The following is a 16,843-nucleotide window of genomic DNA, read 5'->3' as shown; positions in this document are numbered from 1 at the left end:
AACGTGCGCATGGAACTCGTTGGATGCTGAGCGCTGTGGTCGCTATGCGCGCGACGCGAGAAAATCCAACAGTGCTCGCGCCGAGTCTTGCCACGAATATAATGCAAGACGATCTTGTTGCTTTCGGCGCTCCTGATCAGAGATTGCGCCGATTGCCAACCTTTCGAGCATAAGCTGTTGCAGCGCTTGAGCATCGTTGGCGCAAAAATAAGCAGCTGCTTCGGCGCACGTTTCCATCACCGCGTCAGCCGTCGAGGCTATGACCGGACAGCCGAAGATCATGGCTTCAAGTGGCGGTACACCGAAGCCCTCGTATAGAGAGGGAAAGACAAACGCCAGAGCGTGCGCATACAGAGCTGCAATCTCGCCATCCGCCAGGCGTCCTGCCAGAAGCAGGCCCGATTCGCTCTCGCCCAGATTGTCTTGAAATACCTTGCTGTTATCTCCGCCGACAATGACGAGGGGAACGTCCTTTCGTTCGAGCAGCCGCGCCGCCTCGATTGCAACGGCGAGATTCTTGTTCTTGGTTCTGGAGCCGACAAAGAGAAAATATTTTCCCGGCTGAAGCCCTAATCGTTCGAGAATACCGTGATCAGGCGTTGTGGACGCGAAATGCTCCGCGCTGTTGGGGAATATCGGAATGTCCGTTTTCGAAAGGCCAAGCATTGCAGCCAATTCATTGCGAGAAAAGGCCGATACGGTCGCGATCGTGGCCCGCCGTGCAAGCAGGCGGCCCATCGTGCGGTGGACGGCCAAATAGCGCCAATTGAAGAAATCGGGCCGGCGGAAGACCTGTGCGTCGTGGATGACGACGATATGATCGCCATGAAACACAGGTCCGGCATTGGCCAGACTGATCAGGCGACCTCCAGCGGCGGCGCGCGCAAGTTCAATCTGATCCCAGGCATGTCCGCTCAGCCGTCCTATCTTGCGTACCTTGATGTGGGCGAGATTGATCGCTTCGCTCGTCTCGCTCGGCACGAGCAATTGCCACTCGGCTCCTCTGAGGGCAGCGGGCGATTGGTCGGACGCAAGCAACGCATCGATCGCTTTGACCAGTTCGGCGGCATAACGCTGAACGCCGGTCAGCTTTTGCGAGAGAAAGCGGCCGTTGATGAAAAGCTTCAATTTTGTGCCGTTCGGGTTGTCGATGCCACAACGCGTGGGTCGCGATTTGTGCTTTCGAACCAAATGTGAGCACGGAAAGAAGCAGCCCGAAGGCACGAAATTATGACGGCATCGGTAGTGATCGCGCTGTTCGTTCGGCGCTCCCCGGGAACACTTGTTGAAAGTCTTGCCGGGCAGCCGGGAGCCTTTTATGGACGCGCGCCTGATGTTGCGTCGGCAGGCAGAGGGCGCTCCCGTCTGGTTAACTTGGGGAAGGCTGACATCCGAAGCGCCCGGCATTAAGCTTGCCGATGCTAGGGGGCTGTTCTCCAATGCTGAACCCTTGCCTCTACCGGTTCAGTCTGGCAATGCGGTATATGAGGACGGACAACGGAGTTTATTTTGGCCCCCGTGGTGGTTACCGGCGCTGCCGGCTTCATCGGCATGCATGTCTGTGAGCGCTTGCTTGCGCGCGGGGAACGAGTTGTCGGCATCGACGCAGTGACCCCTTACTATGATCCCGCGCTCAAGCGCGCTCGCCTCGAGACGCTCAAGCATGAGGCTTTCACATTCCACGAGATCGATCTTGCAGACTTCGCTGCGGTGACGCGTGTGTTCGACGAGGTCTCGCCCGACCGCGTAGTGCACCTTGCGGCGCAGCCCGGCGTGCGCGCATCGATCGACGATCCCATCACCAGCATCCGCGCCAATTGTGATGGCTTCGTCACCGTGCTCGAAGCGGGCCGGCGCCACGGCCTGGCGCATCTCGTCTACGCCTCGTCGAGCTCCGTGTATGGCGCCAATCGCACCTTGCCGTATTCGACCGAGCATTCCGTCAATCATCCGGTCAGCCTCTATGCCGCGAGCAAGAAGGCCAACGAGCTGATGGCGCACACGTTCGCACATGTTCACAAGCTGCCGGTGACCGGACTTCGCTTCTTCACTGTCTATGGTCCATGGGGCCGGCCCGACATGGCCGCCTGGCTCTTCACGCGCGCGATCTTTGCGGGTGAGCCGATCAAGCTTTTCAATAATGGAAATATGTGGCGCGATTTCACCTATGTCGACGACATCGTCGAGGGCGTGATCCGCACCCTTGATCGTCCCGCGACGCCGAATCCCGCGTGGAACGCCGAGCAGCCGGAAAACTCGTCGAGCTATGCGCCGTATCGCGTCTATAACATCGGCAACAATTGCTCGGTCGATTTGATCGAGTTCGTCGAGACACTGGAGAAGATCATCGGCAAGCCCGCGATCCGCACGCTTTTGCCGATGCAGGCAGGCGACGTCCTCGAGACGCGCGCCGACATTTCGGCCCTGCAACGCGACGTCGGCTTCACGCCCTCGACGCCGCTGGCGGATGGCTTGGGCCGCTTTGTCGAATGGTACCGAAATTATCACCGCGTATAAACCCCTCTCTTGAGTAGCTCACACGTGTCCCAAAAAATTATCCCCCTGATCATGTGCGGCGGTGCCGGAACGCGGCTGTGGCCGGCTTCGCGCGAGGTGCGCCCCAAGCAGTTCCTGCCGCTGTTCGGCACGCGCTCGACCTTCCAGGACACGCTGCTCCGCGTCTCGGAGGCCTCGCTGTTCGATCGCCCGATCGTCATCACCAATGCTTCCTACCGTTTCATGGTGCTGGAGCAGCTCGCCGAAATCGGCATCGATGCCGACGTGATCCTCGAGCCGATGCGGCGCGATTCCGGTCCTGCGATCGCCGCCGGCGCGGTGTTCGCGCAGAACCGCTCGAGTGAGGCGATCGTGCTCGCGCTCGCCGCCGACCACGTGGTGCAGGACAATGCCGCGTTCGTCGCGGCGTGCCGCCAGGGCCTCACCGCCGCGAGCGCCGGGCGCATCGTCACCTTCGGCGTCAATCCGGAGCGGCCGGCGACCGAATACGGCTATATCAGCCCGGGCGAGGTCATCTCCGGCGAGGTGCACGCGGTCGCGCGCTTTGTCGAGAAGCCGGATGCGGTGAAGGCAGCCGACTATGTCAATTCCGGCTATCTCTGGAACAGCGGCAACTTCATGTTCCCGGCCAGCGTCCTGCTCGACGAATACCGCAAGGTCGATGCGGCGAGCGTGGAGACCATCTCCAATGCCGTGACCAATGCCGGTCGCGATCTCGGCTTCGTGACGCTGGAGCCCGAGGCGTTCGGCGCGGCCAAGGCGATCTCGATCGACTATGCGGTGATGGAGAAGACCGCGCGCGCCGCGGTCGTGCCGGTGTCGTGCGGCTGGTCCGACGTCGGCTCCTGGCACGCGGTGTGGGAATTGTCGGACAAGGACGCGCAAGGCAATGCCGCGCACGGCGCCGCCGTGTTCGAAGATAGCCGCAACTGCAACGTCACCACCGATGCCGCGCTGGTCGCACTCGAAGGCGTTGACGATCTCATCGTGGTCGCGACCGCGGACGCAGTGCTGGTCTCGCGTCAGAAGGATGCCAACGGGCTGAAGCGGCTGGTCACGAAACTCAAGGCGGTCGCACCGAAGGTCACCGAGGAGCACCTCAAGGTGCATCGGCCCTGGGGCAGCTACCAGTCGGTCGACAATGGCGAGCGCCACCAGGTCAAGCGCATCGTGGTGAAGCCGGGCGGGCGTCTGTCGCTGCAGAAACACCATCATCGCGCCGAGCACTGGATCGTGGTCCGCGGCACCGCCCGCGTCACCGTCAACGACACCGTCAAAAGCGTGCACGAGAACGAGTCGATCTACATCCCGATGGGCGCGGTGCACCGGATGGAGAATCCCGGTAAAATCATGCTGGAGCTGATCGAGGTCCAGACGGGAAGCTATCTCGGGGAAGACGACATCATCCGGATTGAAGACGACTATCAGCGCTCTTGAGCAGAATGTCGCTCCAACATTCCGCGAACATTTAGAAATTGTCCTGCGAATTGCGATGATCGGAGCAGGCTGTTATGACCGACGACGCGCACACAATCCGCTGCGGCGGGCTCGCCGCGACCATCAAGGCGCAAGGCGCGGAGATGTGTTCGCTGGCGAGCGATGCCGGCATCGAGTTCGTTTGGCAGGCGGGGGCGGCCTGGCCGCGCCATGCGCCGCTGTTGTTTCCGATCGTCGGGCGTCTCGCCAATGACGAATTGCGGCACCGGGGCAGGACCTACCGGATGACCCAGCACGGCTTCGCGCGTGACAGCCGCTTTGCGTGGATGGAACGTGGCGAAAGTCGCTGTATCCTGGTGCTCGAAGACAGCGAGACGACGCGCGCGCTCTACCCCTTTGCGTTCCGCCTGACGGCAACCTATGCGCTCGACGAATCCGGTCTCGATCTTTCACTCGTGGTCGCGAACACCGGCAAGGAGATGTTGCCGGCCTCGCTCGGCGGCCATCCCGCTTTCAACTGGCCGCTGCAACCAGGACTGGCGAAGGAGAGTTACGCGCTGAGCTTCGCGAACGCAGAGCCATCCCCCGTCCGCCGTCTCGACGGCGGCTTGCTGCGTCCGGCAACGGAGCCGAGCCCGGTCCAAGGCTCCGTGTTGCCCCTGTCAGAATCCCTGTTCGTCGACGACGCAATCATCTTCGATCGGATTGCGAGCACTTCGGTCCGCTATGCCGCGGAGCAGGGCGCGTCCACCGGGCCGTGGTTGAAAATGTCATGGCGCGGCTTTCGCGAGCTTGGCGTCTGGTCGAAACCGTCGGGCGCGCCGTTCCTCTGCATCGAGCCCTGGCGCGGCTATGCCAGTCCCGCCGGCTTCGACGGCGAATTCACTGACAAGGCGGGCCTGATGCACATCGCGCCCGGGACGGAAGAGCAATTGTCATTTCGGGTTGAGGTTGGATCGTCCTGAGGCCGGACGGCCTTCGCGCATCTCAAGTTCTCAGACCTCGATCCGCGTGAGGTCCTCGCCGAGCACGACAGGACCCGCGTAGTCCCGCCTGACATCCGCGAGCAGCGCATTCAGCATGGAATCATCGGTGCGAGGCCGGTGATGAGTCAGCGCGAGCTTCTTAACGCCGGCCTTGGCCGCGACCTTGCCGACTGTATCGCCGCAGGCGATCGTGAATTTCGCAAGCCGGCGCAGGTGCTCGTTGTCGATCTCCGGCGTGGCGAGAAAGCAGCACTGGACCAGCAGATCGGCCCCCTCAGCCAGTCGTTCGAGACCGGGGCACGGCACCGTATCGCCGGAAATTGCGATGACCTTGCCTTCGGCCTCGAAGCGGTAGCCGAGGCACGTCCAGCGTGCGAGGAAGGCCGGCGACATGTCGAGGCCGTCGCCATGCGAGACGAGTTCGGCACTGATCTTCCAGCGCCCGGTGTCGAGAACGGGGCCCGGTATAATGTCGGTCGCGACGACAGGTTTCCAGCCGCCGAAGCTCGGCTCGCCCTGATCGCGCCAGGTGATGTCCTTGTCGTAGACCTGCGTGACCAGCGTATTGACGAGCCGTTCGGTATCCGGCGGTCCATAGATGCGCAGATCGTCCTTGCGCCCGTGCATCCATGAATTGAGCATCACGTCGTAGAGGTCGCCAATGTGGTCGAAATGGTGATGGGTGAGAAAGACCGTGTTGATGGAGCCGAGCGGCACGCCGGCCTTGTTGAGCTGCACCATGACGCCGCGGCCTGCATCGATCAGGATATTTTCCTCGCCGAGCCTGATCAGCGTTGTCGTCGCCATGCGGCGCGGGTCCGGGCGCGGGCCGCCGGTGCCGAGCAGGATGACTTCCATGGCGCCACCTCCTGGGGCAGACTTTTCGGGCGTTACAGTAGATTTGAAGCGGTTGGCGAGGCAAGCGTCCGTGGGACGGCCGTCAGCCCCCACAACAACCGCTTGTGCGGGGCTCCCGAACATGATGCGCGGGACGAGAAGTGTGGGCCAATTCATACTTAATACGGCCAGATCGTGACCAATGTTGTTTGGGCGCGATAACGCGCCTAGTATTGCAGCAGGCAATTCGAGGGGGCTCGAACAGTCGTGAATGTACGTTCACAGGACGGCGCGCTCGGCGACCTGAGCTTCGAGGTCGGCCCGCAAGCACACAGGACATCCAACATCGTGGCTGATTCCGCAGTCCAGGAATTGCGTGTCGCTGGCCGCGAGCGGCTGATCGTCGTCGAGGACGATCCGGTGACGCGGACGATGCTGGTCGGCTATTTCAGCGAGAACAATTTCGACGTGGTCGGCGCAAGCTCCTGCGCGGAATGCCGCCAGGCGCTGCGGACGCGGACCGATCTCGTCTTCCTCGACGTGCAGCTGCCCGACGGCGACGGTTTCGATCTCGCCAAGGAGATCCAGGCGACCAGCAACGCGGGCATCATCTTCGTGACCCGCCGCGACACCGACGTCGATCGCATCCTCGGCCTCGAGGTCGCGGGCGACCACTACGTCACCAAGCCGATCGATCTGCGCGATCTGCTCGCGCGCGCGCGAAGCGTGCTGCGGCGGCGCTCGATCGACCGCAAGGCGGCGCGCAACCACAATTCGATCGCCTTCGGCGACTGGATCATCGACCTGACGCGGCGCGAGCTGCTCGGCAGCGACGGCAAGCCGGTGGCGCTGACGCGCGCCGAATTCGACCTGCTCGCAGCGCTCGTCGGTGCCGACGGCAGGCCGCTTAGCCGCGACTATCTGATCGAGGTCGTCAGCAATCGCCAGGCCGAGGTCGACATCCGCACCGTCGATGCCTTGGTGGCGAGGCTGCGCCGCAAGCTCGTCGGCAGCGGCACGCCCGTCATCACCACGGTCACCGGGGTCGGCTACAAGCTCGCGCTGAGCGAACGGCTCTAGAGCCGGGCGCAGCACGAAACGGTGCCGGCTGAGCCGTCGGCTTCAGCCACTGAAGCCGACCAGGAACCGAATGGCGAGAAAGGCCGACAGCGCCACGGCGCCGGTCGCGAAGATTGCAAACAAAACTCTCAAACTATTGTGCATGATCTCTATTCAGGTTCGGTTTCAAAGTCCGGTTTCAAAAATGTCGTTCGTCCAATCGCTGCTCGTCTCAAGGCAGGCGACTCTAATTCTATTGGCGTGATGCGACCCGTTTCCACTTGGCTTCGACGCGAGCCTTGATGATGCGGACCCGGGCTTCCTGTGCTGCCCAGTATGCCCTGCTCGCGACCGCCGTGCCTTGACGGTAACGTGCGTAAACGTCCTTCGGCTGTGCCGGTCTGTTTTGATTGTGCGCTGATTTCTGATTGTGCGCCGACTTCGAGACGGTGGGCGCCGGAGTTGGCGCCGGTGCCACATCTGGGACGGCGGCAGCCTGGTTTCCCACATTCGTCGAGTTCATGGCGACAAGACGATTGCGGGCGCGATTACAGTAGACCTGGGAGCGCGGCGTCATGGACTCCTCGTCATGACCGGCTCGATATTTCATCAGGGCGCGGCAAAGGTCCCCGCCTGCCAGGCGCCATGCGCGGCTCAGATAGAGAACGCCATAGTGGATGTTGATATCGGGCTCTGCGAGCTCTGCGTTATGTCCCCGAAATCCGAGCATCGCTGCCGTTTCGGGTCGAATTTGCATGAGGCCGATCTCGCCGACGGCGCCAATGGTGCCCGGATTGTATCCGCTTTCAACGAAGACGACGGCCTCCGCGATGTCGGCGGGCAGATCGGTCCTAGCCGTTTCTCTTTCGATAATTTTTCGAATCGCCGCCCGCGAGGCCGGCGTCTCTCCAGCGCCGAGATCTGCATCGTGACCGCCAGCCGCCAACGCCGGTTCCGCGGCGTTCAGAGCGCTGCCCTGAGCGTGCACGGAGCTGGATGCCAACCAAAGCACAGCGATCGCAACGTGTGTCCACGCCGCGCGGGCATTGATGTGTGTTCGATCCCGCAGCATGGACATGTATTATATCTTTCGAGTTAACAACCGATTTTCTGGCGGCCTGGCTCGGACGGCGCGACCGGCCGGCGGCGCAATGAAGCTATCGCGACCGCGAGCTCTGGTCGGTTGATGTGCTTGGCGCAGCCCCGGCCAATTTGTCGTCGACCGCATAGAGCGTGCAGGCGGGCGACCATTTTGTGCAGGCGCCAAGTGAATCGCGCTGGGCGTCGTCGACGGTTGCCCGCCCCGAGCGCCAGCCGTAACCGCCGTTCGGCGACACCGCAAAAGCCTTGTGCGGCACCGTGCTGGCGAGATAGCGCGCGAACTCGGCACGCGCGGCCTCGCTGAGCTGGCCCGGCGGCGCGAGCGGATCGGGCGGGCTCAGGATATCGTGGCCGAGACCTCGCTCGCGCAGGAAGGCGTCGAGATATGGCGTCCATTGCGGACGGCTCACCACCGAATAGAGATAGTGGCCGTCGTCGCCGTAGGGCGGCGCTGCGACGAATTTCGCGTTGCCGCCATTGGCGCGAAATCCGTCATGGAGGCGGCGCGCGAGGTCGGGACCGAAGTACGAATCGTTGGCGGCGTAGACCCACAGCATCGGCGCACGCGAGGTTTTGCCGAACGTGGCGAAGGCCTGCACCAGCCCGTTCGGATTGCAGACGTCGTCATCGTCGCGCGAGCCGCGCCCGCCGGCAAAGCTGATCGCGGCGGCGAGACCCGCTGGCGCCTGCGCGGTCAAGGCGACAGTGGCGAACCCGCCGGCGGAATGGCCGGCCGCGATCATGCCCGAGGTGGTGACGTCGGCCCTGCGCACCATCGCCTCGATCGCCGCGCGCAAATCCGCCACCGCGACCGCCGCCGCCGGCAGATAAGCGGCATTGGCGCAGCCGCCGACGCTGTCGACGCGCCCGCCGGGCGAGGTGCCGTAGCCGCGCCGCATCACGATCAGCGCGGCGAAACCGCGCCGGGCATATTCGAGAGCGATGCCGTAATATTTGTGCGCGGACATCGTCGCGCGATCGTCGAAACTGCGCGGCGAGCCGTGGCTGAGCAGCGCGAGCGGATAGCGCTTGGTCCCGGCTGGCCGGACGAGGAACGCCTCCAGGCCCTGCGGTCCGGCCTCGGCCATCGGGATACGCAAATCCTCGGTGTAGAACTCCGCGGCCATTGCATCGGGCACGATGCCAGCCGTCGCAAACCAGGCCATCAGAACAACCAAGAGCCTCTGAAACAGCGTCATGCCCCGACTCGAAAAGCCCCGATCAAAAGACCATAGCATGATCTCAGGAACGGCCGCCCCATCGCGGGTGTTGTGCTCTTGGCGGGGGCTTGGCCGATGCTATGGTATCGCGCAATTCTACGACAGGACGAGGTATATCCAGTGGCTGATGTTCATCCCGCGGCGGGCAAGCAGGCCTCGCCGGACGCGCTCACCAACGTTCCGCGGCTGGTGACGGCCTATTTCGCCGGCAAGCCTGATGTCGCCGATCCCGCGCAGCGGGTGGCGTTCGGCACCTCCGGCCATCGCGGCACCTCGTTCAAAACCAGCTTCAACGAGGGCCATATCCTCGCGACGACGCAGGCAATCTGTGATTACCGACGTGAAAAGGGGCTGACCGGTCCGCTCTTTATCGGCATCGACACCCATGCGCTGGCCGAGCCGGCGCTGGTCAGCGCCGTCGAGGTGTTCGCGGCCAACGGCGTCGACATCATGATCGACAAGGACGGCGGCTACACGCCGACGCCGGTGATCTCGCATGCGATCCTGACCTACAACAAGGGCCGCACCTCCGGCCTTGCCGACGGCGTCGTCGTCACGCCTTCGCACAATCCGCCCGAGGACGGCGGCTACAAATACAATCCGCCGCATGGTGGACCGGCCGACACCGACGCGACCTCCGTGATCGAGAAGCGCGCCAATGCCTATCTCGCCGACGGCCTCAAAGGCGTGAACCGCATCGACTACGCCAGGGCACGCAAAGCCGCGAACGTCCACGCCTATGACTTCGTCACACCCTATGTCGCCGATCTCGGCAACGTGGTCGATCTCGACCTGGTCAAATCCGCCGGCGTGAATATCGGCATCGATCCGCTCGGCGGCGCCGCCGTGCATTACTGGCATCCGATCATCGAGCGCTACGGCCTGAAGGCAACCGTGGTGAACGAGGCGATCGACCCGACGTTCCGTTTTATGACGGTGGACTGGGACGGCAAGATCCGCATGGACTGCTCCTCGCCTTATGCGATGGCGAGCCTGATCGCGATGCGCGACCGCTTCGACGTCGCCTTTGCCAACGACACTGACGCCGACCGCCACGGCATCGTGACGCGCACCGGCGGCCTGATGAATCCGAACCATTATCTCGCGACCGCGATCTACTATCTGTTCGCGCACCGCCCGAACTGGGGCAAGGGCGCCGCGATCGGCAAGACCGTGGTGTCGAGCTCGATCATCGACCGCGTCGCGAAAAAACTCGGCCGCAAGCTCGTTGAGACGCCGGTCGGCTTCAAATGGTTCGTCGATGGCCTGCTCACGGGCGGCTTCGGCTTTGGCGGCGAGGAGAGTGCAGGCGCCTCGTTCCTGCGCCGCGACGGCACGGTGTGGACGACCGACAAGGACGGCATCATCCTCGGCCTGCTCGCGGCCGAGATCATGGCCAAGACCGGCCGCGATCCGAGCCAGCTCTTCAACGACCTCACTGCCGAGTTCGGCGTGCCCCATTACGCGCGCATCGACGTCGCCGCCACCACGCCGCAGAAAAACATCCTGAAGTCCGTCACGCCCGAGCAGCTCGGCCTGAAGGATCTCGCCGGCGATCCCGTCCGCGCCACCCTGAGCAAGGCGTCCGGCAACGGCCAGCCGTTCGGCGGCATCAAGGTCGAGACCGATTTCGGCTGGTTCGCCGCAAGGCCGTCAGGCACCGAGGACGTCTACAAGATCTACGCGGAGAGTTTTCGCAGCCCCGAGCACCTGAAGGCGATTCAGCAGGAGGCTCAGACAGGGTTGGCGAAGGTGTTCGGGGCGTAGTCGTCGAGCCAAAGCGCCGCTGCCACTGCTCCCCCGGGGGGGGAGACTCGCCGCATCAACAGGTGTCATCACCCGCGAAAGCGGGTGATCCAGTACGCCGTGGCGCCAGTTGAGTAAACCAACAACCGCCGCGGAGTACTGGATTCCCCGCTTTCGCGGGGAATGACAGCGGAACAGATTTGTATACACGATGCGAGATAAAGGTATTATAATACGCCTCCCATCCGCCCTTGAACGATTCCATTCCTCCGCTATTGTATACATAACGTATCCACAAGCCTTGGGAGTGAACCGGTGACAAAACCCTTCCCGATGAACGCCTGGTATGCCGCCGCCTGGGACGCCGATGTGAAGCCGGCACTGCTGCCGCGGACGATCTGCGGCAAGCACGTCGTGATGTACCGCAAGGCCGATGGTTCGGTGGCTGCGCTGGAGGATGCCTGCTGGCACCGCCTGGTGCCGCTGTCCAAGGGTAGGCTCGAAGGCGACACCGTCGTCTGCGGCTATCACGGCCTGAAGTACAACGCGCAAGGGCGCTGCACCTTCATGCCCTCGCAAGAGACCATCAACCCGTCGGCCTGCGTGCGCGCCTATCCGGTGGTCGAGCGTCATCGCTACATCTGGCTCTGGATGGGCGATCCCGCGCTGGCGGATCCTGCGCTGGTGCCCGACCTGCACTGGAATCACGACCCCGCCTGGGCCGGCGACGGCAAGACCATCCACGTCAATTGCGACTATCGCCTCGTGCTCGACAACCTCATGGACCTCACCCACGAGACGTTCGTGCACGGCTCTTCCATCGGCAACGAGGCGGTCGCGGAGGCGCCGTTCGACGTCACCCATGGCGAGAAGACGGTCACGGTGACGCGCTGGATGCGCGGCATCGAGGCGCCGCCGTTCTGGGCGAAACAACTCGGCAAGTCCGGCCTCGTCGACCGCTGGCAGATCATCCGTTTCGAAGCGCCCTGCACCATTGCCATCGACGTCGGCGTGGCCCCGACCGGCACCGGCGCGCCGGAAGGCGACCGCTCGCAGGGCGTCAACGGCTTCGTGCTCAACACCATCACGCCCGAGACCGAGAAGACCTGCCACTATTTCTGGGCCTTCGTGCGCAATTATCAGCTCGGTGAGCAGCGCATCACCACCGAGATCCGGGACGGCGTCTCCGGCATTTTCCACGAGGACGAGCTGATCCTCGAGGCGCAGCAGCGCGCGATGGACGAGAACCCGGATCGCATCTTCTACAATCTCAACATCGACGCCGGCGCGATGTGGACGCGCAAGCTGATCGACAAGATGGTGGCAAAGGAAAATCCGCCGCAGCATCTTCAGGCCGCGGAGTAAGCCGACATGGCCGAGCGCGAGGTCGACCGCTCCGTCTCGCAGACCGTGAAGGCGCAGCTCGCGCTGCGCGACCAGCTCCTGTCGGGCTCGTTGCGCCCGGGCGAGCGCATCTCCGAGCTCCAGGCGGTGGAGACCACCGGCGCCTCGCGCACCCCGGTGCGCATGGCGCTGGTGCGGCTGGAGGAGGAGGGCCTCTTGGAGGCGATTCCCTCCGGCGGCTTCATGGTGAAGGCGTTCTCCGAGCGCGACATCTCTGATTCCATCGAGCTGCGCGGAACGCTCGAAGGGCTCGCCGCGCGCTTTGCCGCCGAGCGCGGCGTCTCCGCGCGCGAGCTCGAGCCGCTGAAGGAGTGCCTCGCCGCGATCGACGAGTTGTTGCGCCAGGTCCCGATCTCGGTGGATGCGTTCTCGTCCTATGTCACTTTGAACGCGCGCTTCCACGCCCTGCTCACCGAATTGTCGCGAAGCCCGCCGCTGATCCGGCAGATCGACCGCGCCTCGTCGCTGCCGTTTGCGTCCCCGAGCGGTTTCGTGATGGCGCAGTCGGCGCTGCCCGAGGCACAGCAAATCCTGATCATCGGGCAGGAGCACCACCGCGTCGTGATCGACGCCATCGAGAACCGCGAAGGCGCCCGCGCCGAAGCGGTCATGCGCGAGCATGCGCGGCTCGCGGTGCGCAATTTGCGGCTCGCACTGCGCAACCGGACCCATCTCGACCTCTTGCCGGCGCTCGCGCTGATCAGGTCCGCAACCGATTGAGGGGAGTGCCATGCGCTTCATCGAAACCTGGATTCCGGCGACGCTCGTCTCGATACGCGATCTCGCACCCGGCATCCGCGAATTCCTGATCCGGCCCGACCAGTTCGACGGCACGGCCTATCCGGTCGGCAGCCACATCAATATCAGCGTTACCATCGACGGGCAGCCCGAGACGCGGTCCTATTCGCTGGTCGGGGAAGCCTCGTCCCAGGGTCTAAGGATCGCCGTGCGCCGCGCCCAGGACTCGCGTGGCGGCTCGCGCTATATGTGGTCGTTACGGCCGGGCGCGCGGCTCGACATCACGACGCCCGCCTCGCTGCTCGCCGTCGATTGGGCACGCCAAAACTACTGCCTGATCGCCGGCGGCATCGGCATCACCCCGATCCTCGGTGCCGCGCAGGCGCTGGCCCGGCGCGGCACCGATGTCACGCTGCATTACGCGGTGCGCTCGCGCACCGAGGCCGCCTATCTTGACGATCTCGCCGCAACGCTGGGTGATCGCCTGGTCGTTCACGCCAGCGATGAGGGCAAGCGGCTCGATCTCGACGCCCTGTTCGCCTCGGTGCCCAAAGACACGCTGGCGCTGTTCTGCGGCCCGATGCGGATGCTGGATGCCGCGCGCCACGCCTGGATCGGCGCCGGCCATCCGCTTCCCGATCTCCGCTACGAGACGTTCGGTTCGAGCGGCACGCTGCCGACCGAGACATTTCGCGTGCGCCTGAAGGGCTCCGATGTCGAGCTGGAGATCCCGCGCGAGCGCTCGATGCTTGATGTCCTCAACGCCAGCGGCCACGACGTGATGTACGACTGCAAGCGCGGCGAATGCGGCCTGTGCGCCATCGACGTGGTCGCCATCGACGGCGAGATCGACCATCGCGACGTCTTCTTCAGCGACCATCAGAAGCAAAGCAACCAGAAGATCTGCGCCTGCGTTTCCCGCGCGCGGGGCACCATCACGGTGGACACGCTGCTGCGGGCGGATCCGGTCTGAGGTGAGGTCGTCATGCCCGGGCTTGTCCCGCCTGCGCGGTCGGAGCCGCTTCGGCGAGGCGAAGGCCCGGGCATCCACGTTCTTCGTGCGATGTCGTAGGTGTGGATGGACAGGCCCGGCCGTGACGCCGTGAATGCTTTGGTGGCTACGCCGCGTAGGTCGCCCGCAACTTCTTCGGATCAAGCAGCGCCAGAACGCCATCCGCCGACACCGGCCGGCTGATGAGATAACCCTGCACCTCGTCGCAACCGATCTGGCGCAGATATTCGAGCTGGTCGGCGGTCTCGACGCCTTCGGCGACCACGCCGATGCGCAGGTCGCGCGCGAGCCCAATCACCGATTTCACGATCGCGGCGCAGTCGGGCTGCACCAGCATGTCGCGGATGAAGGACTGGTCGATCTTGATGCGGCTGAACGGCAGCTTGCGCAGGTAAGTCAGCGAGGAGAAGCCGGTGCCGAAATCGTCGAGCGCCACGGTGACGCCGAGCTCCAGCAGCGCGTTCAGGACCGACGCGGCCGAGGCGTATTTCGACAGCAGCATCGATTCCGTGATCTCGATCTCGAGCCGGTGCGGGGCGATCTTCGCGTCCGCGAGCGCCTGCACGATGATCTGGAGGAGGCCGTTGTTGTGAAACTGCGCGGCCGAGAAATTTACGGCGACCCTGATCTCTTCGGGCCACTCGGCAACCGTCGCGCAGGCGCGGCGGACGACCCATTCGCCGATCTCGTGGATCAAGCCGGTTTGCTCGGCGATCGGTATGAATTCGCTCGGCGGCACCAGTCCGCGCTGGGGATGCTGCCAGCGCAGCAGCGCCTCGAAGCCGGTGATGCGGTTGCCGCCGAGGTCGAGGAACGGCTGGAACACCAGGAACAGCTCGTCCCTGGCGATGGCGCCTTCCAGATCCGATTGCAGCGCCTTGCGGTCGCGTGACGAGCGGTCGTCGACCTCCTCGAAGAAACACACCGTGCCGGGTCCGGCCTTCTTGGCGCGGTAGAGCGCGGTGTCGGCGTTCTTCATGATGTCGAGTTGCGTGCTGCCGTCGCGCGGCGCCAGCACGATGCCGACGCTGGTCGCGCCGACGATCTGGCGGCCCTCGATCTGGAACGGTTCATCGAAGGCCGCGACGAAGCGCTCGGCGATCTCGAGCGCATCCTCCGGCCGCGCCCGATTGGCCATCACCAGCGCGAACTCGTCGCCGCCGATGCGTGCGACATGCTCGGCCGCGCGGGTGCAGCGTTGCAGGCGGCTCGCGATCTGGACCAGAAACTCGTCGCCGGCGGGATGGCCGAACTTGTCGTTGACCTCCTTGAAACGATCGAGATCGAGCAGAAGCACCGCGAATTCCTCGCCGGACAGAGCGAGCCGCTTCAAGGCTGCATCGAGCGTTTCGTTGAACGCGACGCGATTGGGCAGATGGGTCAGCGAGTCCTGCCGCACCGTACGCTCGGCCTCGATCTGCCGCATCACGCGCCGCGCGAACACGAATGAATTGACGAACACGCCGCGCAACAACACGCTTCCGTAGACCACGACGAGAAAGGCGATCAGCAGGAAGGCGAGGTCGCCGTTCCTGCCGAGGCAGATGGCGATCCCCAGGAAGATGGGCGCCGTGAATGCGATGGCCGCGATCGGGATCGTGGCGAAAGCAAGCGCGCCGCCGGCCAGCATTCCCGAGCAGAGGCAGGTGATGACGAGCTGTCCGCCGGTCGAGGCGCCTGCAAAGAACGCGGCCGGGACGATGCCCCAGGCGGCGCCGAGGAGAAAGGCATTGCGAACGAGCCGGTGCATGGCGCGGCGCGAGACGAATTGCGGCTTGGTGATGCGGCGCGCGGCGTGGGATTGCAGACCGAACCCGATGGCGGCGCCGGCCAGGGCGAAGGCCCAGATCAGCACGAACATCCGGTCGGGCGATTGCCACAGCGCGATCGCCAGCACCGCGGCGTTGCAGGCATTGGCCAGCATGATGCCGACAGAATAGCCGAGCACCAGCGACATCTGTTCGGCGCGGATATGGCCGGTGACGGCTTCGTCGGTTACGGGACCGCCAAAGGCCGACAGATCGCCGGCGAACAGCCGCGCGAAATAGCTGGTCGTTTCAGTCTGCATTCCAGAGCCTGCAGCATGGGCCGCCTGTCCGGCCCGGTCCGGAAAATTCGCTGCAAACCTTTGACGAACTATGAATTATCCGAGCTTGCGACGATCACCGCGACCACTTCTGCGTGTTCGTGAGGTCGTATCGACAACAAATCGATACAAATGCGGCGCCTCGCGTTACGGCTGTAACGGCAGCCCGGTGTTCGCCAACAATTCCACTGTCATGCCCCTCCTTGTGCGCACTTGCACACTGGGGCGGGGCATCCAGTACGCCGCAGCCTATCAGATCAATCACACCTGTCTCGGAGTACTGGATCGCCCGGTCAAGCCGGGCGATGACAGCTGTGCTTTAGGCATCACCGCCCCAACTGCTTCGGATCGTAGTAGAACCGTTCTTCGATCAACTGATCGCCCGGCCACGTCTGCCATGCGATCTCATCCAACGTTCGGATGATGCCTTCGGCATTGGTGAAGCTGAATCTCCAGCGCGTCGCGACATGATCGCCTTCGATCAGGCTCGGCCCGATGCGCACCGCCTTGACCTCTTTGAAGGCTGCCAGCACGCCGCGCTCCTTGGCGGCGAGCTTGTCGCGTCCGACCACGGGGTCGCCCTGGTTTTCATAGGTGGCGGCGTCCGGGGTGTAGTAGTCGAGGATCGCCCCGACGAAATCCCCGTCCTCCAATCGTTTGGCAAAAGCTTCGACGACATCACGGCTCGGCATGGTGCACC

General features: G+C 63.9%; 14 protein-coding genes. 8 read left to right on the top strand and 6 right to left on the bottom strand.

All coding sequences use genetic code 11. The features are described 5' to 3' along the window. Window positions 1-42 precede the first annotated feature (42 nt). On the bottom strand, window positions 43-1,128 hold the full coding sequence (locus IVB50_RS35900; RefSeq protein WP_247299635.1) for a glycosyltransferase family 1 protein: 1,086 nt from the start codon (window positions 1,126-1,128) through the stop codon (window positions 43-45). Between the two features lie 381 nt (window positions 1,129-1,509). On the opposite strand from IVB50_RS35900, the gene IVB50_RS35895 reads away from it, so the two are divergent. The 3 genes from IVB50_RS35895 to IVB50_RS35885 all read left to right on the top strand — a co-directional run bounded on the left by IVB50_RS35895 (window position 1,510) and on the right by IVB50_RS35885 (window position 4,919). Beyond that, entirely contained in the window at window positions 1,510-2,517 is a 1,008-nt protein-coding gene (locus IVB50_RS35895; RefSeq protein WP_026233673.1) for an NAD-dependent epimerase, read from the top strand. A gap of 24 nt (window positions 2,518-2,541) precedes the next feature. Further along, a complete protein-coding gene (locus IVB50_RS35890) occupies window positions 2,542-3,954 on the top strand; it encodes a mannose-1-phosphate guanylyltransferase/mannose-6-phosphate isomerase (protein WP_247299632.1) in 1,413 nt (470 codons plus the stop codon). A 74-nt stretch (window positions 3,955-4,028) separates the two neighbouring features. Continuing rightward, entirely contained in the window at window positions 4,029-4,919 is an 891-nt protein-coding gene (locus IVB50_RS35885) for an aldose 1-epimerase family protein (RefSeq protein ID WP_247299630.1), read from the top strand. Window positions 4,920-4,949: 30 nt separating this feature from the next. Here IVB50_RS35885 and IVB50_RS35880 read toward each other — a convergent pair whose 3' ends face one another. Beyond that, window positions 4,950-5,798, bottom strand: a complete 849-nt coding sequence (locus IVB50_RS35880) for an MBL fold metallo-hydrolase (protein WP_085349963.1) — start codon at window positions 5,796-5,798, stop codon at window positions 4,950-4,952. A gap of 246 nt (window positions 5,799-6,044) precedes the next feature. On the opposite strand from IVB50_RS35880, the gene IVB50_RS35875 reads away from it, so the two are divergent. Continuing rightward, window positions 6,045-6,857 (top strand): response regulator transcription factor, encoded by an 813-nt coding sequence (locus IVB50_RS35875; RefSeq protein WP_085349962.1) that lies wholly within the window; start codon window positions 6,045-6,047, stop codon window positions 6,855-6,857. Window positions 6,858-7,089: 232 nt separating this feature from the next. Here IVB50_RS35875 and IVB50_RS35870 read toward each other — a convergent pair whose 3' ends face one another. Together IVB50_RS35870 and IVB50_RS35865 are read right to left on the bottom strand one after the other, a co-directional pair. Next, on the bottom strand, window positions 7,090-7,908 hold the full coding sequence (locus IVB50_RS35870; protein ID WP_247299669.1) for a transglycosylase SLT domain-containing protein: 819 nt from the start codon (window positions 7,906-7,908) through the stop codon (window positions 7,090-7,092). Window positions 7,909-7,993: 85 nt separating this feature from the next. Next, a complete protein-coding gene (locus IVB50_RS35865; protein WP_247299627.1) occupies window positions 7,994-9,136 on the bottom strand; it encodes an alpha/beta hydrolase in 1,143 nt (380 codons plus the stop codon). 141 nt (window positions 9,137-9,277) lie between these two features. Here IVB50_RS35865 and pgm point away from each other — a divergent pair, with 141 nt between their 5' ends. From pgm to IVB50_RS35845, 4 genes are all read left to right on the top strand, one after another. Then, complete coding sequence (pgm, locus tag IVB50_RS35860; protein WP_247299625.1) at window positions 9,278-10,924, top strand: phosphoglucomutase (alpha-D-glucose-1,6-bisphosphate-dependent); 1,647 nt, start codon at window positions 9,278-9,280, stop codon at window positions 10,922-10,924. A gap of 294 nt (window positions 10,925-11,218) precedes the next feature. Then, window positions 11,219-12,268 carry an aromatic ring-hydroxylating dioxygenase subunit alpha gene (locus tag IVB50_RS35855; protein WP_026232861.1) on the top strand — a complete coding sequence of 350 codons (1,050 nt, stop codon included), beginning with the start codon at window positions 11,219-11,221 and terminating at the stop codon, window positions 12,266-12,268. A gap of 6 nt (window positions 12,269-12,274) precedes the next feature. Further along, window positions 12,275-13,027, top strand: coding sequence for a GntR family transcriptional regulator (locus tag IVB50_RS35850; RefSeq protein WP_204513794.1), 753 nt, complete (start codon window positions 12,275-12,277; stop codon window positions 13,025-13,027). A gap of 10 nt (window positions 13,028-13,037) precedes the next feature. Then, entirely contained in the window at window positions 13,038-14,018 is a 981-nt protein-coding gene (locus IVB50_RS35845; RefSeq protein WP_247299624.1) for a PDR/VanB family oxidoreductase, read from the top strand. Window positions 14,019-14,163: 145 nt separating this feature from the next. On the opposite strand, the gene IVB50_RS35840 is transcribed toward IVB50_RS35845, so the two are convergent. Beyond that, complete coding sequence (locus tag IVB50_RS35840) at window positions 14,164-16,125, bottom strand: EAL domain-containing protein (RefSeq protein ID WP_085384922.1); 1,962 nt, start codon at window positions 16,123-16,125, stop codon at window positions 14,164-14,166. A gap of 344 nt (window positions 16,126-16,469) precedes the next feature. Beyond that, the gene (locus IVB50_RS35835; RefSeq protein WP_247299621.1) at window positions 16,470-16,835 is read right to left on the bottom strand and encodes a nuclear transport factor 2 family protein; all 366 of its coding nucleotides are present in this window, start codon (window positions 16,833-16,835) and stop codon (window positions 16,470-16,472) included. Window positions 16,836-16,843 lie beyond the last annotated feature (8 nt).

Source organism: Bradyrhizobium sp. 87, from assembly GCF_023073015.1.
In the GTDB taxonomy this organism is placed as follows: Bacteria; Pseudomonadota; Alphaproteobacteria; order Rhizobiales; family Xanthobacteraceae; genus Bradyrhizobium; species Bradyrhizobium canariense_D.
The sequence above is the reverse complement of the archived record's forward strand: the minus strand, read 5'-3'. Positions and strand labels throughout refer to the sequence as shown.

Bases quoted from the DNA above. Each gene is read 5' to 3' on its own strand.
- IVB50_RS35845 (WP_247299624.1), top strand. From the start codon at position 13,038: ATGCGCTTCATCGAAACCTGGATTCCGGCGACGCTCGTCTCGATACGC.
- IVB50_RS35885 (WP_247299630.1), top strand. From the start codon at position 4,029: ATGACCGACGACGCGCACACAATCCGCTGCGGCGGGCTCGCCGCGACC.
- IVB50_RS35835 (WP_247299621.1), bottom strand. From the start codon at position 16,835: ATGCCGAGCCGTGATGTCGTCGAAGCTTTTGCCAAACGATTGGAGGAC.
- IVB50_RS35880 (WP_085349963.1), bottom strand. From the start codon at position 5,798: ATGGAAGTCATCCTGCTCGGCACCGGCGGCCCGCGCCCGGACCCGCGC.
- IVB50_RS35850 (WP_204513794.1), top strand. From the start codon at position 12,275: ATGGCCGAGCGCGAGGTCGACCGCTCCGTCTCGCAGACCGTGAAGGCG.
- IVB50_RS35840 (WP_085384922.1), bottom strand. From the start codon at position 16,125: ATGCAGACTGAAACGACCAGCTATTTCGCGCGGCTGTTCGCCGGCGAT.
- IVB50_RS35870 (WP_247299669.1), bottom strand. From the start codon at position 7,908: ATGCTGCGGGATCGAACACACATCAATGCCCGCGCGGCGTGGACACAC.
- IVB50_RS35865 (WP_247299627.1), bottom strand. From the start codon at position 9,136: ATGACGCTGTTTCAGAGGCTCTTGGTTGTTCTGATGGCCTGGTTTGCG.